The sequence below is a fragment of the Aureimonas sp. SK2 genome, assembly GCF_029813115.1.
Classification (GTDB): domain Bacteria; phylum Pseudomonadota; class Alphaproteobacteria; order Rhizobiales; family Rhizobiaceae; genus Aureimonas.
The window spans coordinates 34,493-51,912 of record NZ_JAPZDS010000006.1; the positions used below are offsets into that span (position 1 = coordinate 34,493).

The 17,420-nt window shown below is 68.0% G+C and carries 18 protein-coding genes, 2 tRNA genes and 1 riboswitch; of the genes, 8 read left to right on the forward strand and 12 right to left on the reverse strand.

All coding sequences use genetic code 11. From position 1 onward, the window contains the following. Positions 1-62: 62 nt before the first annotated feature. Complete coding sequence (locus O5O54_RS09035; protein WP_279480855.1) at positions 63-1,094, reverse strand: bifunctional 2-polyprenyl-6-hydroxyphenol methylase/3-demethylubiquinol 3-O-methyltransferase UbiG; 1,032 nt, start codon at positions 1,092-1,094, stop codon at positions 63-65. 176 nt (positions 1,095-1,270) lie between these two features. Between O5O54_RS09035 and O5O54_RS09040 the strand changes: the two genes are divergently transcribed. Further along, complete coding sequence (locus O5O54_RS09040; protein ID WP_279480857.1) at positions 1,271-2,626, forward strand: matrixin family metalloprotease; 1,356 nt, start codon at positions 1,271-1,273, stop codon at positions 2,624-2,626. A 310-nt stretch (positions 2,627-2,936) separates the two neighbouring features. Then, a complete protein-coding gene (locus tag O5O54_RS09045) occupies positions 2,937-3,227 on the forward strand; it encodes a hypothetical protein (protein ID WP_279480859.1) in 291 nt (96 codons plus the stop codon). A 90-nt stretch (positions 3,228-3,317) separates the two neighbouring features. Here the strand turns inward: O5O54_RS09045 and O5O54_RS09050 are convergent, their stop codons facing one another. Both O5O54_RS09050 and O5O54_RS09055 read right to left on the reverse strand, forming a co-directional pair. Continuing rightward, positions 3,318-5,270, reverse strand: coding sequence for a methyl-accepting chemotaxis protein (locus tag O5O54_RS09050; protein ID WP_279480862.1), 1,953 nt, complete (start codon positions 5,268-5,270; stop codon positions 3,318-3,320). 336 nt (positions 5,271-5,606) lie between these two features. Next, positions 5,607-5,681, reverse strand: a tRNA-Thr gene (locus O5O54_RS09055). A gap of 164 nt (positions 5,682-5,845) precedes the next feature. Between O5O54_RS09055 and O5O54_RS09060 the strand changes: the two genes are divergently transcribed. After that, positions 5,846-5,921: transfer RNA gene (locus O5O54_RS09060), tRNA-Phe, on the forward strand. Between the two features lie 81 nt (positions 5,922-6,002). Here O5O54_RS09060 and tenA read toward each other — a convergent pair. From tenA to O5O54_RS09095, 7 genes are all read right to left on the reverse strand, one after another. Next, positions 6,003-6,656, reverse strand: coding sequence for a thiaminase II (tenA, locus tag O5O54_RS09065; RefSeq protein ID WP_279480864.1), 654 nt, complete (start codon positions 6,654-6,656; stop codon positions 6,003-6,005). A gap of 3 nt (positions 6,657-6,659) precedes the next feature. Next, on the reverse strand, positions 6,660-7,301 hold the full coding sequence (locus O5O54_RS09070; RefSeq protein WP_279480865.1) for a TenA family protein: 642 nt from the start codon (positions 7,299-7,301) through the stop codon (positions 6,660-6,662). Further along, entirely contained in the window at positions 7,298-8,119 is an 822-nt protein-coding gene (gene thiD / locus O5O54_RS09075; RefSeq protein ID WP_279480867.1) for a bifunctional hydroxymethylpyrimidine kinase/phosphomethylpyrimidine kinase, read from the reverse strand. Before thiD ends, O5O54_RS09070 begins: the two co-directional genes overlap by 4 nt. Further along, positions 8,116-9,066: an ABC transporter substrate-binding protein gene (locus tag O5O54_RS09080; protein WP_279480870.1), complete on the reverse strand. Its 951-nt coding sequence runs from the start codon at positions 9,064-9,066 to the stop codon at positions 8,116-8,118. The genes thiD and O5O54_RS09080 overlap by 4 nt, the downstream gene beginning before the upstream one ends. Then, positions 9,066-9,857, reverse strand: coding sequence for an ABC transporter permease (locus tag O5O54_RS09085; RefSeq protein WP_279480871.1), 792 nt, complete (start codon positions 9,855-9,857; stop codon positions 9,066-9,068). Before O5O54_RS09085 ends, O5O54_RS09080 begins: the two co-directional genes overlap by 1 nt. A 135-nt stretch (positions 9,858-9,992) precedes the next feature. Then, positions 9,993-10,097, reverse strand: a riboswitch (TPP riboswitch). A 100-nt stretch (positions 10,098-10,197) separates the two neighbouring features. After that, positions 10,198-10,449 carry a DUF2171 domain-containing protein gene (locus O5O54_RS09090; RefSeq protein WP_279480874.1) on the reverse strand — a complete coding sequence of 84 codons (252 nt, stop codon included), beginning with the start codon at positions 10,447-10,449 and terminating at the stop codon, positions 10,198-10,200. 29 nt (positions 10,450-10,478) lie between these two features. Next, positions 10,479-10,655, reverse strand: coding sequence for a DUF2934 domain-containing protein (locus tag O5O54_RS09095; protein ID WP_279480876.1), 177 nt, complete (start codon positions 10,653-10,655; stop codon positions 10,479-10,481). 370 nt (positions 10,656-11,025) lie between these two features. On the opposite strand from O5O54_RS09095, the gene O5O54_RS09100 reads away from it, so the two are divergent. Both O5O54_RS09100 and O5O54_RS09105 read left to right on the forward strand, forming a co-directional pair. Beyond that, on the forward strand, positions 11,026-12,936 hold the full coding sequence (locus O5O54_RS09100) for a potassium transporter Kup (RefSeq protein WP_279480879.1): 1,911 nt from the start codon (positions 11,026-11,028) through the stop codon (positions 12,934-12,936). Positions 12,937-13,077: 141 nt separating this feature from the next. Next, complete coding sequence (locus O5O54_RS09105) at positions 13,078-13,329, forward strand: hypothetical protein (protein ID WP_279480880.1); 252 nt, start codon at positions 13,078-13,080, stop codon at positions 13,327-13,329. 93 nt (positions 13,330-13,422) lie between these two features. Here O5O54_RS09105 and O5O54_RS09110 read toward each other — a convergent pair whose 3' ends face one another. After that, positions 13,423-14,481, reverse strand: a complete 1,059-nt coding sequence (locus O5O54_RS09110; protein WP_279480882.1) for a glycosyltransferase family 1 protein — start codon at positions 14,479-14,481, stop codon at positions 13,423-13,425. A 119-nt stretch (positions 14,482-14,600) separates the two neighbouring features. Between O5O54_RS09110 and O5O54_RS09115 the strand changes: the two genes are divergently transcribed. Further along, positions 14,601-15,779: an NAD-dependent epimerase/dehydratase family protein gene (locus O5O54_RS09115; RefSeq protein ID WP_279480884.1), complete on the forward strand. Its 1,179-nt coding sequence runs from the start codon at positions 14,601-14,603 to the stop codon at positions 15,777-15,779. A gap of 10 nt (positions 15,780-15,789) precedes the next feature. Here the strand turns inward: O5O54_RS09115 and O5O54_RS09120 are convergent, their stop codons facing one another. Next, entirely contained in the window at positions 15,790-16,119 is a 330-nt protein-coding gene (locus O5O54_RS09120; RefSeq protein WP_279480886.1) for an antibiotic biosynthesis monooxygenase, read from the reverse strand. Positions 16,120-16,408: 289 nt separating this feature from the next. On the opposite strand from O5O54_RS09120, the gene O5O54_RS09125 reads away from it, so the two are divergent. Continuing rightward, positions 16,409-17,224 carry a lytic murein transglycosylase gene (locus O5O54_RS09125; protein ID WP_279480888.1) on the forward strand — a complete coding sequence of 272 codons (816 nt, stop codon included), beginning with the start codon at positions 16,409-16,411 and terminating at the stop codon, positions 17,222-17,224. A gap of 9 nt (positions 17,225-17,233) precedes the next feature. Continuing rightward, positions 17,234-17,413 (forward strand): hypothetical protein, encoded by a 180-nt coding sequence (locus O5O54_RS09130; protein WP_279480889.1) that lies wholly within the window; start codon positions 17,234-17,236, stop codon positions 17,411-17,413. Positions 17,414-17,420 lie beyond the last annotated feature (7 nt).

Here is a 17,420-nt window from a genome sequence, read left to right on the forward strand (position 1 = left end):
ACTATCCATATGCAAGGCGTAGCTTTTGCTTCGAGCGGACTTGAAAGGCAAACTGCCTACGATCAGTTGCCGATCAGACCGCGAACCGCTCGCAGCGGACTTGTGACCTTCCACGAGGTGGACGAGCGGAGCGCGTCGATTTCCTCCCGCGCGGCCCGGAGTTCCGCGTCGATCCGCTCGGTCTGCGCCTGCGCGTCCGCCAGCAGGGCGGCCAGGTGGTCGCGCTCGCGCTCGATCGCCGGATGCGCCCTCTCGGCCGCCAACTGCTCGGCGAGCGGCGCCACGTGCTCGTAGGCGTGCTCTTCCAGGGCGGCGGCCAGAAGCTCCGTGCGCGAGCGCGCCGAGCCGCGGCCCGAGCGCGAGAGGACCGCCAGCATCTCGTCGGAGGACTGGAGAGTGTCGAGCCGCAGGCCGATAGCCCCGATCGCATGAAGATCGTGCAGGATCAGCTCGAAGGAGGAGGGCACGAAGCGCCAGACATGGACATCGGTATAGCGCCCGGTTTCCTCGCTCTGCCGCGCGACGAACCCTGCCTGCTCGACCGAATGGACGAGCTGCCGGTCGCCGGTGGAGCCTTTGGGCCAGCCCGGCGCGCCGTCCTGTTTGGCGCCGTAGGCGACGGCGTCGAAGATGGAGCCGAAGCTCGGCCGGGTGCGGCCGAGGCGGTGCGCGTCCAGCACCTCGCCCGTGCTGGTGAGGCGCTGAAACACGTCGAAGCAGCAGCGCTTGTCCGGCACGGCGAGAACCAGGACGCCGTCCGGCTTCAGGAGGCTCTCGCAATCCCTTAGGAAGCCGATCATGTCGGGCGTGTGCTCGATCACGTGGCTGGCGAGGATGAAGTCGTAACGCCCTTCCTCGCCGATGACTTGGCGCATCGGGCGCCCGTCCGACACGTAGTCCACCGGCTCGATCCGGGAGGCGTCCACCGTCGGGTTGGCGGCATATTTGCGCTGCAGCTCGGCCTGATCGGCATAGTCGATCGTTTCGACGCGGAAGCCTTCCGATTTCGGCAGCAGCGGATTGTAGCTCGGCCCGACCTCGAGGCCGAAACCGGAAGCGTCGAACAGCGCCAGAATGCCGTCTCGTCGGGACATGCCGTCTCCCCTCAGCCGTCGACGACCCCATCCTGACAGCGCGCGCCCCGGTTGCAAGGGCGACGAACTCGCGTATCCCCAGCGACCACCGTCCGCACGAGCGCCACAAACACCTGTTTGGAGAGATATCGTTCATAGGACAGCCTTAAGCTGTCAGCGAGGCTGTGGAGACGACGATGGCGGACAACCCGTATACCGGAACCAAGTGGGGGCCTTCGGCCACGTTCGGCACCGCCGGCGGCACCGTGACCTGGAGCTTCAACGTCTCTGGCGCCGCACTGGTCGGGTTCGACGGTTACATCTTCGACCAGAGCTACCAGGACGCGATCCGCAAGGCCTTCGCCTTCTGGGAAAGCGTCGCCAACATCCAGTTCCGCGAAGTCGCGACGCCCTCGGCGCAGATCCAGCTCGGCTGGGACGCCATGGACGGGCGCGGCGGCACGCTGGCCGTGGCGCGCTGGCAGTATCAGGGGGCAACCACGCTCGACAGCGACATCGCCTTCGACACGGCGGAAAGCTGGAGCGCGATCCCCGGCCAGAGCACCTCGATCTATCTCGTCGCGGTGCATGAGATCGGGCACGCGATCGGCCTCAGCCATACCGACGATCCCACGTCGATCATGTATCCCTATCTCGGCCCGCAGGCGCAGGCCAACGCGGCAGACATCGCGGCCATCCGGGGTCTCTACGGCGCGGCCGGCGCCAGCGTTCCGACCGCCGACGTACTCACCGGCACGAGCGGCAACGACACCCTGGTCTGGTCGCAGACCGTCGCCCGCATCGCCGGCGGCGGCGGAGCGGACACGATCACCGCCGCCATCTCGGGCGGTTCGATCGTCACCATCTTCGGCGGGCGCGAGGCGACCGACCCGAACGACGGCAACGATTCGATCACGGTGTCCGGCCAGGGCGCCGCCTTCGTCTACGGCAACGGCGGCGACGATCTCATCGTCTACAGCGCGACGGGAGCAGGCACCGTCTACGGCGGCGCCGGAGACGACGTCGTCCGCGTCGACAACGGCGCGGCCAACCGGATCTTCGGCGGGTCCGGCTCCGACACGATCACCATCACCGGCAATGGCAACAACACGGTCTTCGGCGCGCAGGCCGTCAGCGACCCGGTCGATGCGGCCGACACGATCCTGATCACCGGCAACGGCAGCAATCTCGTCTATGCCAATGGCGGCAACGACCGGGTGACGATCGTCGGCACCGGCAGCAACACGGTCTATGGCGGCGTCGGCAACGACACGCTGGTGGGCGGCAGCGGCTCCGACTGGCTGGTCGGCGGCCCCGGTGACAACGTCTATACCGGCGGCGCGGGCGCCGACCGCTTCGTGCGGGCTGCGGGCGCGCGCGATATCGTCACCGACTTCAACCTCGCACAGGGCGACCGGCTCGACCTCGGCGGGCAGACCTATCGTGTCGCGACGGCCGGAGACGGCTCGGCGGCGCTGGTCTTCGACGACGGCGGCGTGATCATCCTCCAAGGAGTGACGCCGAACGCCTTCAACGCAGCTTTCTTGGCCTGACGACACGTCGTTCGGGGGAGGGCGGACCGAGCCACCTTCTTGTTTCAGGAATTAGGCAGCCACCCTCGGGTGGCTGTTTTCGTTCGAGTTGCCGAAAGGCGCTCTGCAAAGGCGCGAACAGTTTCAACAAAGCGGATATGCAACCGCGACGGGCTAGGGTGGGCGTCGGGTTTCCCCGTGGTCCTGTCTATCGAAGACAGGTCCGTATCCGCTTGCGGAGATGTTTTTGTTCCTATTTCGTTCCCGACATGGGAATCGGGTCGGCCGAATAGGAGCGCATGGATGTCTGAGATACCTGGCAAGTCGTGCCGTGTCGCGGCCGGCTGACGTCGTGGTCCAGCCGATCCGCAGCTTTGACGAGGGCTGCCGCCGCCGTCTCGGGATCGCGATCGAATGTCGATCCTGCGGGAAGCGCGTTACCTATCGATGCCAGGACTTCGTCGGCTACATCGATCCGACTGCGGACATCGAGGTTCTGCGCTGGCGCTGCGCGTGGTGCCGAACGCCTGCCGAAAGCGCCCGCTACGTCATGATCGAGAAGATGGACCGGCAGGATCTCGCGCAATGGAGGGCGCCGCCATGGATGGCGCCCCGCACCTGAAAAAGGAAGGCCGCGCGCGGCCTCCCTGTGCTTGACGGCTTTTCAGGTGTGGTCGTGCAGCCCGAGCGAGTCTGAAAACGCGCTCGGGTTTCAGAACTCCTCCCAGCTGTCCTCGGCCTGGGCGGCCTTGGGCGCCGCGCCGCCGCGACCGGTGGACCGCATCTGCGATACGGGGCGCGCGGGGGCGTGCGCCGCGGCGGCCGGGCGCGCCGGCGCCGTCCGGGCCTTTGCGGGCGAGCGACCGGCGCCCGCCGCCGACCCGCCGGTGGCAAAGCCCGAGACGAGCCCCGCCAGCGCCTCCGTCTCGCCCGAGAGCCCTTGTGCGGCGGCCGTCGTTTCCTCGACCATGGCCGCGTTCTGCTGCGTGACCTTGTCCATCTGATCGGCGGCCGTCGACACTTCCTTCAACGACACCGCCTGTTCGCGCGCCGCGTCCGCCATCTCGGCGATCGCCTGCGCCACTCCGCCGACCTGGGTCACGATCGCCTCGAGGCTCCGGCCGGACGCCGTCACCAGCTCCACCCCCGACGACACCTGGTCGCCGGACGCCTGGATCAACGCCTTGATCTCCTTGGCAGCCTCCGCCGAGCGCTGGGCAAGCCCGCGCACCTCCTGCGCCACCACCGCAAAGCCCCGGCCGGCTTCCCCGGCCCGCGCGGCCTCGACGCCCGCGTTCAGCGCGAGCAGATTGGTCTGGAAGGCGATCTCGTCGATGACGCCGATGATGTTGCCGATGCGCTGGGAGGAGGCCTCGATCTCGCTCATGGCCGAGACGGCACGCGCCACGACCTCGCCGCCGCGCTCGGCCTCGCGGCAGGCGGTGGCGGCGGACTGGCGGGCGGCGTCGGCGCGCGCGGCCGTGTCGCCGACGCCGCGCGTCACCTCGCCGAGCGCCGCGACGGTCTCTTCGAGGCTTGCCGCCTGCTGCTCGGTGCGCTGGGAGAGGTCGCCGGCGGCCACCGTGATCTCGGAGAGGCCCGATCGCATGGCGCCGACGGCCGAGACGACCTGTCCGATCGTGTCCTCGAGCTGGGCGACGGACTGGTTGAACTGGGCGCGGATGGGCTCGAACTCGGGCGCGACGGCGCGGTCCATGCGGGCCGTCAGGTCGCCGGCGGCGAGCCGGGCGAAGCCGGCCTCGACGGCATGGACGAAGGCGCGCAGGTCCTCCGCCTTCGCGCTGTCGATCGCCGACTGGCGGTCGCGCTGCTCGCTCTGCGCGCGGCGCGCGGCGTCGGCTTCGGCCGCGAGGCGCGCTTGTTCGATGGCGGCTCGCTTGAACACCTCGACGGCACCGGCCATGGCGCCGACTTCGTCGCCCCGGCCGAGAGCGGGAATCTCGAGGTTCCTATCGCCGCGCGCGAGCCGTTCCATGGCGTTGCGCAGGCCGGCGATTGGGCCGGCGATGCCGCGAGACAGCGCGATCCAGGCCGCGATCGCCATGAGGGTCAGCGCCGCGATGCCGATGCCGAGCGTCGCGATGCTGCTGGCGTAGGCCCTCTGCTGATTGCTGCCATTGAGGTCGGACTGCGCCTGTTGGAGCGCGATCAATCCGTCGACCGCCGCCTCGACCGGATCGATCAGCGCCGATGCGGCGTCCGACGTGGGAAGCGACCGGGCCGCATCGAGCGTCGCCGGATCGGCCGCGAGCCGAACCGCCGCATCGACGACGCCGGACCGCCACTTCGCGATGCCGCCGACGGCTTGGTCGGCGAGTGCCGCAGCCTCCGGGCTGGCACCCGCGATCTCGCGGATCTTCGCAAGTCTCGCGTCGAAGGACGCGCTGTGGGTCTCGATCTTCTTGATGTAGACCGGATCGAGCGAGAGGAGGTAGCCCCGCAGCGAGTTCTCGGTCCGCGTGATCGCGGCCCGCGCGGCGATCGCCTCGCGCCAGGCCGTATCGACCGCCCTGTTGTCGATCCGAACCGTCTCCATATGGCTCAGCGTACCGTAGACCACGCCGCCCATGGTTGCGACGCCGAGCACCAGGACAGCAAACGAGAGACCGATCTTTCTCGAGATCCTGATATCCGAGACGCGCATGGTTGTATCCTCCTCCGAACACGTCGGCTGCCGTCGGCAGGCCGGACGTTCGCAGATTGTCCGATCGAGGATTCAACAATCGGTTATGCTGCCGAACCTCGACGCGTGCTAAGACTGTAGCCGGGCATGCGGTCCGCCAGTCGGCGGTGACGCATCGCGCCGAACGCGTCGAGCAGCGGTACCGGGAGCATCCGGTCGAGGTCGCAATGGCGGAGGAGAAACGGGTGTCTGCCGCCAGTTCGACGAATCCCTGATGCAAGGATCGCTACCGGTTCGTCTTTCTCGGGAAAACTGTCGGGCTCCAGAAGGCGGGATTCGCCAAGCCCTTGAGGCGACTGGTGCTGCGAGAGAGGATTGAACTCTCGACCTCTCCATTACCAATGGAGTGCTCTACCACTGAGCTACCGCAGCTTGCCGACGGCGGTCCTATTGCCATAGGCCGGCGGGGAGCGCAAGGCGTCTTGTGCGACGGTTTTTTTGCGCGCTGCCGCAGCCGGGGGTGGACAGGGAAACGGCGCCTGACTATAAGGCGCGAACCGAACGGAACGACCCTTCTGGGCCGCATCCCGAACGGCGCCCAAGTAGCTCAGTTGGTAGAGCATGCGACTGAAAATCGCAGTGTCGGTGGTTCGATTCCGCCCTTGGGCACCATTCCCTTCGGTTTCTCTCTGACAATTCGGTTCCGTCGCTTCCGCCTGGCGGATCGGCTTAGGCGGCGTTGCTCGAATCGGTTTAACCCGCGTCGAGCCCCATCTGCCAGAAGTCCGCTTCCAGCCGGCAGGCGGTGGCGAAGGTCCGGGCGAGCGCGTCGAATCGCTTGGGGGCGAGATGTGTTTCGGCCAGATGGTCGAGATGCGCGCGGGCGCGGGCGGCGACGGACTGATAGGCCTCGCCGGCATAGTCGGCGATCCATTCGCGATAGGGATGGGCGTCGCCCAACGCCGGCGCCAGGGCGCGGGCGATCTCGGCATAGCCGATCACGCAGGGCGCGAGCGCGACATGCAGGTCGAGCAGATCGCCCGCCTGGCCACAGTCCAGCACGAAACGCGTATAGGCGACCGTCGCGGGATGTTCGTCCGCGCCTTCCAGGTCGCAGGGCGACAAGCCCCAGCGGCCGCACAGGCGCACATGCAGATCCATCTCCACGTCGAGGATCGCGCCCAGCGCGCCCTGCGCCGCGCGCATGTCCCGAAGCGTCTGGCTCTTGTAGACGGCGAGCGCGTTGGCGCGGGCGAACTGGATCAGGAAAAGGTAGTCCTGCTCGAGATAGCGGCGGAAGGCCGCCTCGGGCAGCGTGCCGGCGCCCATCGCGCGCACGAAGGGGTGGTCGACATAGGCGCTCCATTCGGTCGTCGCGGCGTGGCGGAGGCGATGGAAGAGATCCATGCGTCAGTCCTCGTAGGCAGCGTCGAAGAAGGCGCGCTCCAGGCGCACCGCGCGCCAGAAGAGGTCGGTGACGCGTGCCTCCTCGGCGCGGCCGGTCCGGTCGAGTTCGGCGCGCAGGAACGCGACGAAGGCCCGGAACTCCGGATTGTCGTGCAGCGTGATCCATTCCGCATGGACGAAATGGGACGGGTAGGGCTGCGGGCAGCGCATGGCCCATTCGAGATAGAGCCATTCGGCGACGGTGAGGACGGCCAGCGCGCAGGGGTAGGAGCGCGTCTCCGCCGCCTCGCGCATCAGCGCCTGGAAGCCGCGCGTCGGCGCCTTGTCGGGTTCCGCCATCCTGCGTTCCACCGCGACGCCGAGCGCCTCGAAGGCCCGCAGGAAGTAGGTGTTCTCCTCACCCGCGATCGTGCCGGCGAACCGCGCGAGGCGCAGGCGTGCCTCGAACGTATCGGCCGAGGCGATGGCCGCGCCGAGAAGCGCGAGGAAGCTGTCGACGAAGCGATGGTCCTGGACGAGGTAGGTCGCCATGACGTTCGGCGCGACGGTTCCGGCGGCCAGCTCCGCCACGAAGCGGTGCTCGACGCTGGCGGTCCAGTCCGGCTCGCTCGCCGCGCGCAACCGGTCGGTGAAGCGCTCGCTCATGCCCTGTCTCCCTTCGGGCCCGCAGGCCACCATGCGTGGAAGTGGTGGACGGGGCCGCGTCCGTGGCCGACCGTCAAGGACGAGGCCTCGCGCAGCGCCGCGGTGAGATAGGCCTTCGCCGCTCCGACCGCTTCGCCGAGCGCCAGGCCCCTTGCCAGATGGGCTGCGATGGCCGCCGCCAGGGTGCACCCGGTACCGTGATCGTTGCGCGTCGCGAGGCGCGGCGCTGTCAGGCGCTGCGTCCCGTCCGGTCCGACCAGAAGGTCGACGCTGTGTTCCCCGGTTCCGTGGCCGCCTTTCACCAGGACCGCGCGCGCGCCCATGGCGAGGATCGCGCGGCCCTGGCGCTCCATTTCGCCCTCGTCACCCGCCTGATCGCGCCCGGTGAGGAGTGCCGCCTCGTGGAGGTTGGGCGTCGCCACGAGGGCGAGCGGTAGAAGCTCGGCGGAAAGGGCCGCGATCGCCTCCTCGCGCAGGAGCCGGTCGCCGGAGGTCGCGACCATGACGGGATCCACCACGGCGAGGTGGCCGTGGGCGCGCAGGCGCTCGGCGATGGCGCGGATCGTTTCGGTGCGCGAGACCATGCCGACCTTGATCGCGCCGACCGGGAGGTCGGACAGGACGGCGTCGATCTGGGCGGCGACGATGCCGGGCGAGAGGTCCTCGATCGCGAAGACGCCGCGCGTGTTCTGCGCGGTAACGGCGGTGAGCACGCTGGCGCCGTAGACGCCGAGCGCCGAGAAGGTCTTGAGGTCGGCCTGGATGCCGGCGCCGCCGCCCGAATCGGAGCCGGCGATGGTGAGCGCGATCGCCGTCACGGCTTCAACTCCACGGCATAGGTCGCCAATTCGGGCGCCTGTTCCAGCACTCCGTGGTCCTTCATGAAGGCGGCGAAGCGCTCGTAGCGCCCGGCGTCGAGCGCGGCGGGGCGCTTGGCGAAGCGCGGCAGCGTGTCGGCGAAGGCTTGGGCGTTCAGCTCGTCGTCGAGGTCGGGATAGGCCTTGAGGAAGACCGCCAGCGCCTCGTCGGGATGGTTGGTGGAGAAGATCGCGGCCTCCTCCACGGCAGCGAGGAAGCGGGGGAGCCTCGGATCGTCCGCCTTGTCGGCGCCGGTGACGAAGATCAGCTCGTCATAGGCCGGCACGCCGTTCTCCTCGGGAAAGAAGGCGCGGCCCTCGTGACCTTCGAGGCGCATCTGCGTCAGCTCGAAGTTGCGATAGGCGCCGATCGTGGCATCCACATTGCCCGACAGGAGCGAGGCGCTGAGGGCGAAGTTGACGTTGACGAGTTCGACATCCGACAGGCCCAGCCCCGCCGTGCCGAGCATGGCCGACAGCACCGCCTCCTCGATGCCGGCGACGGAATAGCCGATCTTGCGGCCCTTGAGGTCGGCCAGCGTCTTCACCGGGCCGTCCGCGCGAACCATGACGGTGGTGAGCGGCGTTTCCACCAAAGTCCCAAAGCGCACGAGCGGCAGGCCGGCCTTCACGTCGAGCATGAGGTTGGGCTGGTAGTGGACGGCGACGTCGGCCTGTCCCGCGGCCACGAGGCGCGGCGGCGCGGACGGGTCGGCCGGCGGGATCAACTCGACGTCGAGCCCGCGTGCGGCGAAGAAGCCTTTCTCGCGTGCCACGACGAGAGGCACGTGATCGGGGTTCACGAACCATTCCAGAAGGACGCTCAGGCGTTCGGCGGCCGGCGCGGGCAGGGGGGCGAGCGCGGCGAGGGCAAAGCTCGCGGCGGCCAGGAGGGAACGGAACGGCATCAGGCTTGCGTCCTTCGCGGTGTCGGTCGTTTGAAAAGGGGCGGGGGCATGTCCTCCGCCGCCCAGGGGGCGAGGCGGGGAGCGAACTGGTCGACCAGCGCGCGCAGCACGAGGGTCAGGGCCGCGAGAATGACGAGCGCGGCGAACAGGAGGTCGGTATGCATCCGCGCACTGGCCTGGATCATCAGGAAGCCGAGCCCGCCGGACGCGCCGACCCATTCGCCGATCACCGCGCCGAGGGGCGCGAGCGGCGCGGCGACGCGAAGGCCCGTGACGAGCGCCGGCAGCGCGAGCGGCACGCGCACGTGCCAGAGCGCTTGGAAAGGGCTCGCCTCCGTCATGGCCGTAGCGTCGAGGAGGTCGGGATCGGTGCGGCGGAGGCCGTCGGCGAAGGCCGATGCGATGGGAAAGAAGATGATCAGCGCCGCCATCACCACCTTGGAGGCGAGGCCGAAGCCGAACCAGAGGACGAGGAGCGGGGCGAGCGCGAAAACCGGCATGGCCTGGAGGATCAGGACCTGCGGCCAGAAGAACGCGCCGAAGCGGGGCCAGGCGACGGTCGCGAGGCCGGCGGCGATGCCGGCAGCAGTGCCGAGCGCGAGGCCGAGCGCGATCTCGACGAGCGTCACCCAGCCTTCGCGGGCAAGCCGGCCGGATTGGGCGACGAGCGCGCGAGCGACGTCGAGGGGCGGTGGCAGCATGTAGCGCGGCGGCTCGAGCAGAAGCACGATCGCCTGCCAGGCGAGGATCCCTGCGAGAAGCCCGAGCGCAGCGGCCCGAAGCGCGCGCATCGGCGCTCAGGACCGGATCGGGCGAAGCCGTAGGGCCGGTCGGTCAGGTCGGAGGCGGATGAACAGGCGCATGCGATCTCCCCGGCCGGAGCGGCCACAAGAGACCCGGATGTCGAGCGGAGACAACGAAGGCGAGACGACGCCCATTCCCGTTCCTACGCCGGTATGACCCGGATCAGGTTCAAGGGTTCGGCCGTCCGGCCATCTCAGCACCCGTGTGGTGCACCCCTCGGAATGGAGAAAGGATTGCCCAAGGCCGGCGCGGAGTCAACGGCGGGGCGATGCGTCTTCGGATGGCGGGCGGCCGAGCAGGCCTTCCCGCCATCGATGCGGGCGTGGTTCAGACGGGCGAGCCGTCGCCTTCCTCTTCCAAGGTGACGGCGACGTCGGCATTGGCCGAGAGGCGCAGGCGATCGCCCTCCACCCCGGCGACGAGGCCGATCGGGACGTAGTGGTGGTGGCCCTTGTGCAAGCCTTCGCCGCTGTCGCGGCGCGTCAGCTTGATCCGGTGCTCCTCCACCCGGTCGACCGTACCGACATGGACGCCGTCGGCGCCGATGACGTCCATATGTTCCTTGATGTCCTGGCGCATGTTTGTCCCTTCAGCCGGTATGCTTGCGGTTATCGTGCGACGAAGCGGTTCTCGTGAACCGTTTCGTCCTTGCGCTCGTCCGGCCCGCCTTCCACCTCGCGTGCGGCCTCGGCCCAGAAATCGTGTTCCCGGCCCGTGGGGCGACCGGCCTTCTCCCAGAGGAAATAGGCCAGGTTTCGTATCTCCTGATCCCTATCCGACGTCATAGCGGTCTCCTCGCACGCTGATCGGTCCTGTCCCTGCGGGGCTCGGCGATGGAAGCTCGTCGGCCGGCCAAAGATCGACCTCTTGGCTGGGATACATATGCCTCGTGCGTCTGCCGGAAAGACACATGCACGATTGGATGCGACCGGAAACGGCATGCCTGCGTCGAAAGGGCGTCGCCTTCCGCCGAGCCTTCCGCTCGGTCGCGGTTCCATGCTATGGCCGCTGCCGCATGTCCCCGGCGCCATGGGCGCGAGACGGGGCGCGCATCATGACGTGCCCCCCGTTCGCGGGTGCCCGACCAGCCAGAGGCGAAGGCGCCGGCCGCTTGATCCACCCGTTCCGTTCCATCCCGGAGGCCTCGTTCGAGGAATGACCAGCGGTCAGGCGGCACCTGCGGCCGATACGCAGATCCAGACGCGCGAGAACCCGCACGCCAAGAGCCTCGGTCCCTTGGTGCTCGGCAGCATCGGCGTCGTCTATGGCGATATCGGGACGAGCCCTCTCTACGCGATGAAGGAATCGCTGCTGCATGTCGGCGGGGTGCCGTCCGCCAGCGAGATCATCGGCATCGTGTCGCTTCTGGTCTGGTCTCTGATCTTCGTCGTCACGGTGAAATACGTGATGCTGGTGCTGCGGGCCGACAACCAGGGCGAGGGCGGTGCGCTGTCGCTGATGGCGCTCGCGCAGAAGGCGCTCGCCAAGCCCAACAAGATGATCCTAGGCCTCGGCATCGTGGGCGCGGCGCTGTTCTACGGCGACGCGATCTTGACGCCGGCGGTCTCGGTCCTGTCGGCGGTGGAGGGTCTGAAGGTCGCCGCGCCCGGCCTCGATCCCTATATCGTGCCGATCGCGCTCGCCGTGATCATCGGCCTCTACGCGGTGCAGTCCTTCGGCACCTCGCAGGTGGCCCGCTTCTTCGGCCCGATCATGTCGATCTGGTTCATCGCCCTGGCGCTGATCGGCGTCTCGCATATCGGCGACGCCCCTCAGATTCTGCACGCGCTGAACCCGATCAACGGGTTCTGGTTCATGACCAGCCACGGCATCATCGGCTTCACGGTGCTCGGCTCGGTGTTCCTGGCGGTCACGGGCGCCGAGGCGCTCTATGCCGACATGGGTCATTTCGGCAAGCGGCCCATTCAGTTCGCCTGGCTCGGCTTCGTCGGCCCGGCGCTGCTTCTGAACTATCTCGGGCAGGGCGCCTATGCGCTGCACGACCCGAGCGTCCTGCCGAACCTCTTCTTCCTGTCGGCTCCCGAATGGGCGCGCTTCCCGCTCGTGATCCTGGCCACCCTGGCGACCATCATCGCCGGCCAGGCGGTGATCACCGGTGCCTTCTCGCTCACCCAGCAGGCGATCCAGCTCGGCCTGCTGCCGCGCCTGCAGATCGAGTACACGTCCGAGACCGAGCAGGGGCAGATCTATCTGCCGACCGTCAACTGGCTGATGCTGGTGGGCGTGGTGATGCTGGTCCTGTTCTTCCAGGATTCGTCCTCCCTCGCCGCGGCCTACGGCATCGCCGTCACCGGCACGATGGTGGTCACGAGCCTCCTGTCCGTCGTGGTCTTCGCCTATGGCTGGAAGTGGGGTCTCGGTCTGGCCATGGCGGTGGTGCTGCCGTTCCTCCTGATCGACATGGCCTACCTCGCCGCCAATCTCCTGAAGCTGGCCGACGGCGGCTATCTGCCGCTGGTCATCGGCGGCTGCATTGTGGTGCTGATGGCGATCTGGGTGCGCGGCGTTCGCCTTCTCAACACCAAGGCCGCGCAGCAGAACCTCTCGCTCGAGACCTTCATCAAGGCGATGGAGACCTCCTCCGTCTCGCGTGTGGCGGGCACGGCCATGTACCTGACGTCGACGCCGGAGACCGTGCCATCGGCGCTGCTGCACAATCTCAAGCACAACCGCGTGCTGCACGAGCGCAACGTCATCGTCACCATCCGCACGGTGAACACGCCCTATGTGCCTCTGGCCGAACGTGTCGACTACCGCGAACTGGCGCCCGGCTTCGCGCGGATCGAGCTGCACTACGGCTTCCTGGAGGAGCCCAACCTCGTCCAGGCGCTGATCCAGCTCCGCGAAAAGGGCGTGAAGTTCGACGTGATGTCGACGACCTTCTTCGTCGGCCGACGGCGCATCCGCTCGGCGGCGCGCTCGGAGATGCCGCGCTGGCAGAGCCAGCTCTTCATCAAGATGGCGCGGCATTCCTACGACATGATCGACTACTACAAGATCCCCGCCAATCGCGTGGTTGAGCTTGGGACCTATGTGACGCTGTAGGCCGCAAGCCTCTCGCAAGGTTGCGCGAACGCCCTAGTTATCCTCCTGTCGCGGCCGCCCTGGCCGCCATGCCGGGTTTTTCGATCGTGCGGCGCGCCCCGCGCGAGCGGATCAAGGTCCCGGCCGGGAAGGACATGCCCCATGGATATGCCAGTCAGGACCGAGACGGTTCGCAAGAACGAACTCGGCGACATTGCAAACCGTGCCGAGAAGGGCTCGGCGATGCGTCTGATCAATGCGGAAACCAAGGCCACCAACGACAAGACCGCGCGCCTGAGGGCGCTGCGCCTCGCGCGCGAGGCCGAGGAAGCCGCCGCCGCTGCGGCCGAGGCCGCGGCCGCGCCGGTGAAGGCGCCCAAGCGCGTGCGCAAGACGACGTCCAAGGCGGCCTGATTCCCGCCATTTCTGCCCCGACGAGCCGACAGGCCTGCCGGGGCATTTCTTTGCCGTCTCTCCTGGCGACGCCCACACCGGTCTGCGGGTGCTTCAGGCAGTAGCCAGTCGACCGGCCGTTTCCCACGAGCCGTGCGCAATGGCGACGAGGTTCGCCTCGAACTCCCGCGAACAGGTTTCCCAGGAAAACCCTTCCGCGAACCGCCTGCAGCCGTCCCGGTCGATCGACAGGGCCGCGAGGGCTGCGGCGCGCAGGTCTTCCGACAGGACCGCGTGCGGCGTGCCGCCGACGATGTCCCGCGGGCCGGGCACGGGTAGAGCGGCCACAGGCGTGCCGCAGGCCAGCGCCTCGAGGACCACCAGCCCGAAGGTCTCGAAGCGGGAGGGGAACACGAAAACGTCGGCCGCCGACAGGTGTCGGGCGAGGTCCGCGCCATGCCGATAGCCGAGGAAATGCGCGTCGGGATGGGCGGCCTTCAGCTTGCCCATCGCAGGCCCGTCGCCCACGACGACCTTGGAGCCCGGCAGGTCGAGCCCGAGAAAGGCCGGCAGGTTCTTCTCGTCGGACACGCGGCCGAGATACAGGAACAAGGGGCGCGGCAGGCCGAGGAAGTCCGGGTCGAAGCCGGCCTCGCCGCGGCAGGGGTGGAACAGCTCGGTATCCACCGCCCGGCCCCAGCGGCAGATGTTGCGGAAGCCGCGCTCGGCCAGCTCGTGCTCCAGCGTCTGCGTCTGCACCATCATCGCGGCGCCGCCATTGTGGAACCAGCGCTGCGCGGCATAGGCGGCGGCCGAGCCGAAGCCGAACTTGCGGTCGAAATAGTCGCCGAACCGCGTGTGGAACGACGTGGTGAAGGGCAGGCCCCGCGCGCGGCAGTAGCGTCGCATCGACAGGCCGATCGTGCCTTCCACCGGAATGTGGATCGAGTCCGGCCGGAAAACCTCGATGCGCTCGGCGATCGTGCGTCCGGGGGCGACGGCGAGCCGAACCTCCGGGTAGCCGGGAGCGGGGATCGTGTGCGGAAAGTCCGCCGGGCCGAGAAGCTCGACCTCGTGGCCGAAGCGTCGCAGCCAGCCCGCCGTGGTCTCCAGCACCCGGACGACACCGTTGACCTGGGGCGCGGCCGCGTCGGACGCGATCAGGATGCGCATGTTTCGTGTTTCCCTTTTCTCGCCAAACGGAAGGTCCGTTTCCGAATGCAATTCACGGTGATAGAGCTTGGCGCGACCGAGTGCGCCGGGGCGCGCCGCGAGCCGAAAGTGATGTCCGCATGAAGGTGATTGTTCTGGGTGGCGACGGGTTCTGCGGCTGGGCGACGTCCCTCCACCTGTCGGCCGAAGGGCACCATGTGACCATCGTCGACAATCTGGTGCGTCGTCGCACGGACGAAGAGCTCGGCGTCTCCAGCCTGACGCCCATCCGCTCCATCGAGGAGCGGCTGCAGGCGTGGCGCGAGACGCGCAACACGCCGATCGACTTCGTGGAACTCGACGTCGCCAAGGACTACGACCGGCTGGAGGCCCTGTTCCGCGAGGTCTCGCCCGACGCGATCGTGCACTTCGCCGAGCAGCGCGCCGCGCCCTACTCGATGAAGTCGCCCTGGCACAAGCGCTACACGGTCGACAACAACGTCAACGCGACCTCGTCGGTCCTCTGCGCGATGGTCGAGGCCTGCCCGGACGCCCATCTCGTTCATCTCGGCACGATGGGGGTCTACGGCTACGGCAAGACCAAGGGGATGACGATCCCGGAGGGCTACATCGACGCCACGCTGCGCTCGGCCGGCGCAGAGGCGAATGTCGAGATCCTGTATCCGGTGGATCCCGGCTCGATCTACCATATGACGAAGACCCTCGATCAGCTCCTCTTCCTGTACTACGCCAAGAATGACGGTTTGAAGATCACCGATCTTCACCAGGGAATCGTCTGGGGCACCTCGACCCCGGAGACCGACCTCGACGAGCGGCTGGTCAACCGTTTCGACTACGACGGCGACTACGGCACGGTGCTCAACCGCTTCCTGGCGCAAGCCGCCATCGGCCATCCGCTGACCGTCCACGGCACCGGCGGCCAGACCCGCGCCTTCATCCACATCCGCGACACCGTGCGCTGCATCGCCCTCGCGATTCAGGCGCCACCGGGGCGCGGCGAGCGTGTGCGCATCATGAACCAGATGACCGAGACGCACCGAGTGAAGGATCTCGCCCAGATGGTCTCGCGGATGACCGGCGTGCCGGTCGAGCATCTCGACAATCCCCGCAAGGAGATGGCCGAGAACGATCTCGTCGTCGCCAACGATTCGCTGATCCGGCTCGGCCTGAAACCGACCCGCCTGTCGGACGGGTTGATGGAGGAGGTCGTCCAGATCGCCGAGCGCCACAAGGACCGCTGCGACACGAGCCGGATCGTCTGCTCCTCGCTCTGGGTCCGGCCGATCGCGGCCGAATAGGGCGGGGCCTCTAACTCCGCCGCCCCTCCGCGTCCACGGTCTGGATCACCTCGAAGCCCTCGAATTCGGGATGGCCGAGATAGAGCGGGCGCGTGCCGCCGGCTGTGCGATGCGAGGCGCGAAAGGCCTCCGAGCGGGTCCAGCCCTCGAAGGCCTCGCGGCTCGTCCAGACCGTATGGGAGGCGTAGAGCTGATGGTCCTCGCGCTCCGGCCCCTTCAGCATATGGAATTCCTGGAAGCCGGGCACGGTGTGGAGATGCGTCTCGCGGTTCGCCCAGAGCGCTTCGAACTCTTGCGTTGCGTCGGGCAGGACCTTGAAGCGGTTCATGGCAATGAACATCGGCGGGCTTTCTGAAGGCTTCGGGACGAGTCGTGGGGGAAGAATAGGCCGCTCCACCGCCCGTCGCCAGCGCAACCGCCTCGCGAAAGCGTGAGCGCGAACGGTCGGTCAAACCGTCCGATCCTCGCGGCGCCGCCACTTCGCAAACGCTTTCTTGTTGTTTAAGGCCGAAGAATCGAATCACCGCGGGGTCCGGACGGGCTCCGCACGACCATGCACGACCAAAGGCCGGTTCCGCCCTTCGAGGGGGGTGACGGAGCGGCGGATCAGACAATCAGGGGACCATCGCATGAGCAGACTTCCGCTTCTTCGCGCGGCTCTCGCCGCCGCCGCGCTGACCTTCGCCGCGCCGGCGCTGGCCCAGAGCTGCGGCAATTCCTCCGCGGGCTTCGGCCCCTGGCTGGAAAGCTTCAAGGCGCAGGCCGTCGCCAGCGGCATCTCGCGCGGCACGATCCAGGAAGCGCTCGGCAACGTCAGCTACGATCCCAAGGTCATCAGCCTCGACCGCAACCAGAAGAGCTTCAAGCTGTCGCTCGACGCCTTCATGGAGCGCCGCGCGCCCGCCTCCTTCGTCAAGAAGGGCAAGGGCATCATCGCCCAGAACCGCGACCTGCTGAACCGCATCGAGCAGCGCTACGGCGTCCAGAAGGAGGTTCTGGTCGCGATCTGGGGCATGGAAACGGGCTTCGGCGCCAATTCCGGCAACATGAACATCTTCCGCTCGCTCGCCACCCTCTCCTACGACTGCCGCCGCTCGGACTTCTTCACCGAGGAGCTGATGGCGGCGCTCGAGATCGTCGATCGCGGCGACAAGCGCGCCTCCGACATGAAGGGCGCCTGGGCCGGCGAGATCGGCCAGACGCAGTTCCTGGCGAAGAACTACCTGCGCTACGCTGTGGACTTCGACGGCGACGGCCGCCGCGACCTGATCCGCTCCAAGGCGGACGTGCTCGCCTCCACCGCCAACTTCCTGAAGCAGCACGGCTGGGTTGCCGGTGCCGGCTACAATCCGGGCGAGCCGAACTTCGCGCGCCTCGTCGACTGGAACCGCGCCACCGTCTACCAGCAGGGCCTCGCCCTCTTCGCGACCAAGCTGGCGAACTGACCAAGGGCCATGCCCTCGGGCTGGACGATCCGAAGGGCGGGGGCGCACCACGTCACCGCCCTTTTCCATGTGCGAACGCAAGTCCGCGAGAACGCGATGTCGATGGAGGGGCTGGCGGCCACCGGCGTCACGCCCGAGGCGGTGAGCGCCATGCTGGCGGCCTCGCCTTGCGCTTTCGTGGCGGAATAGGCGGGCC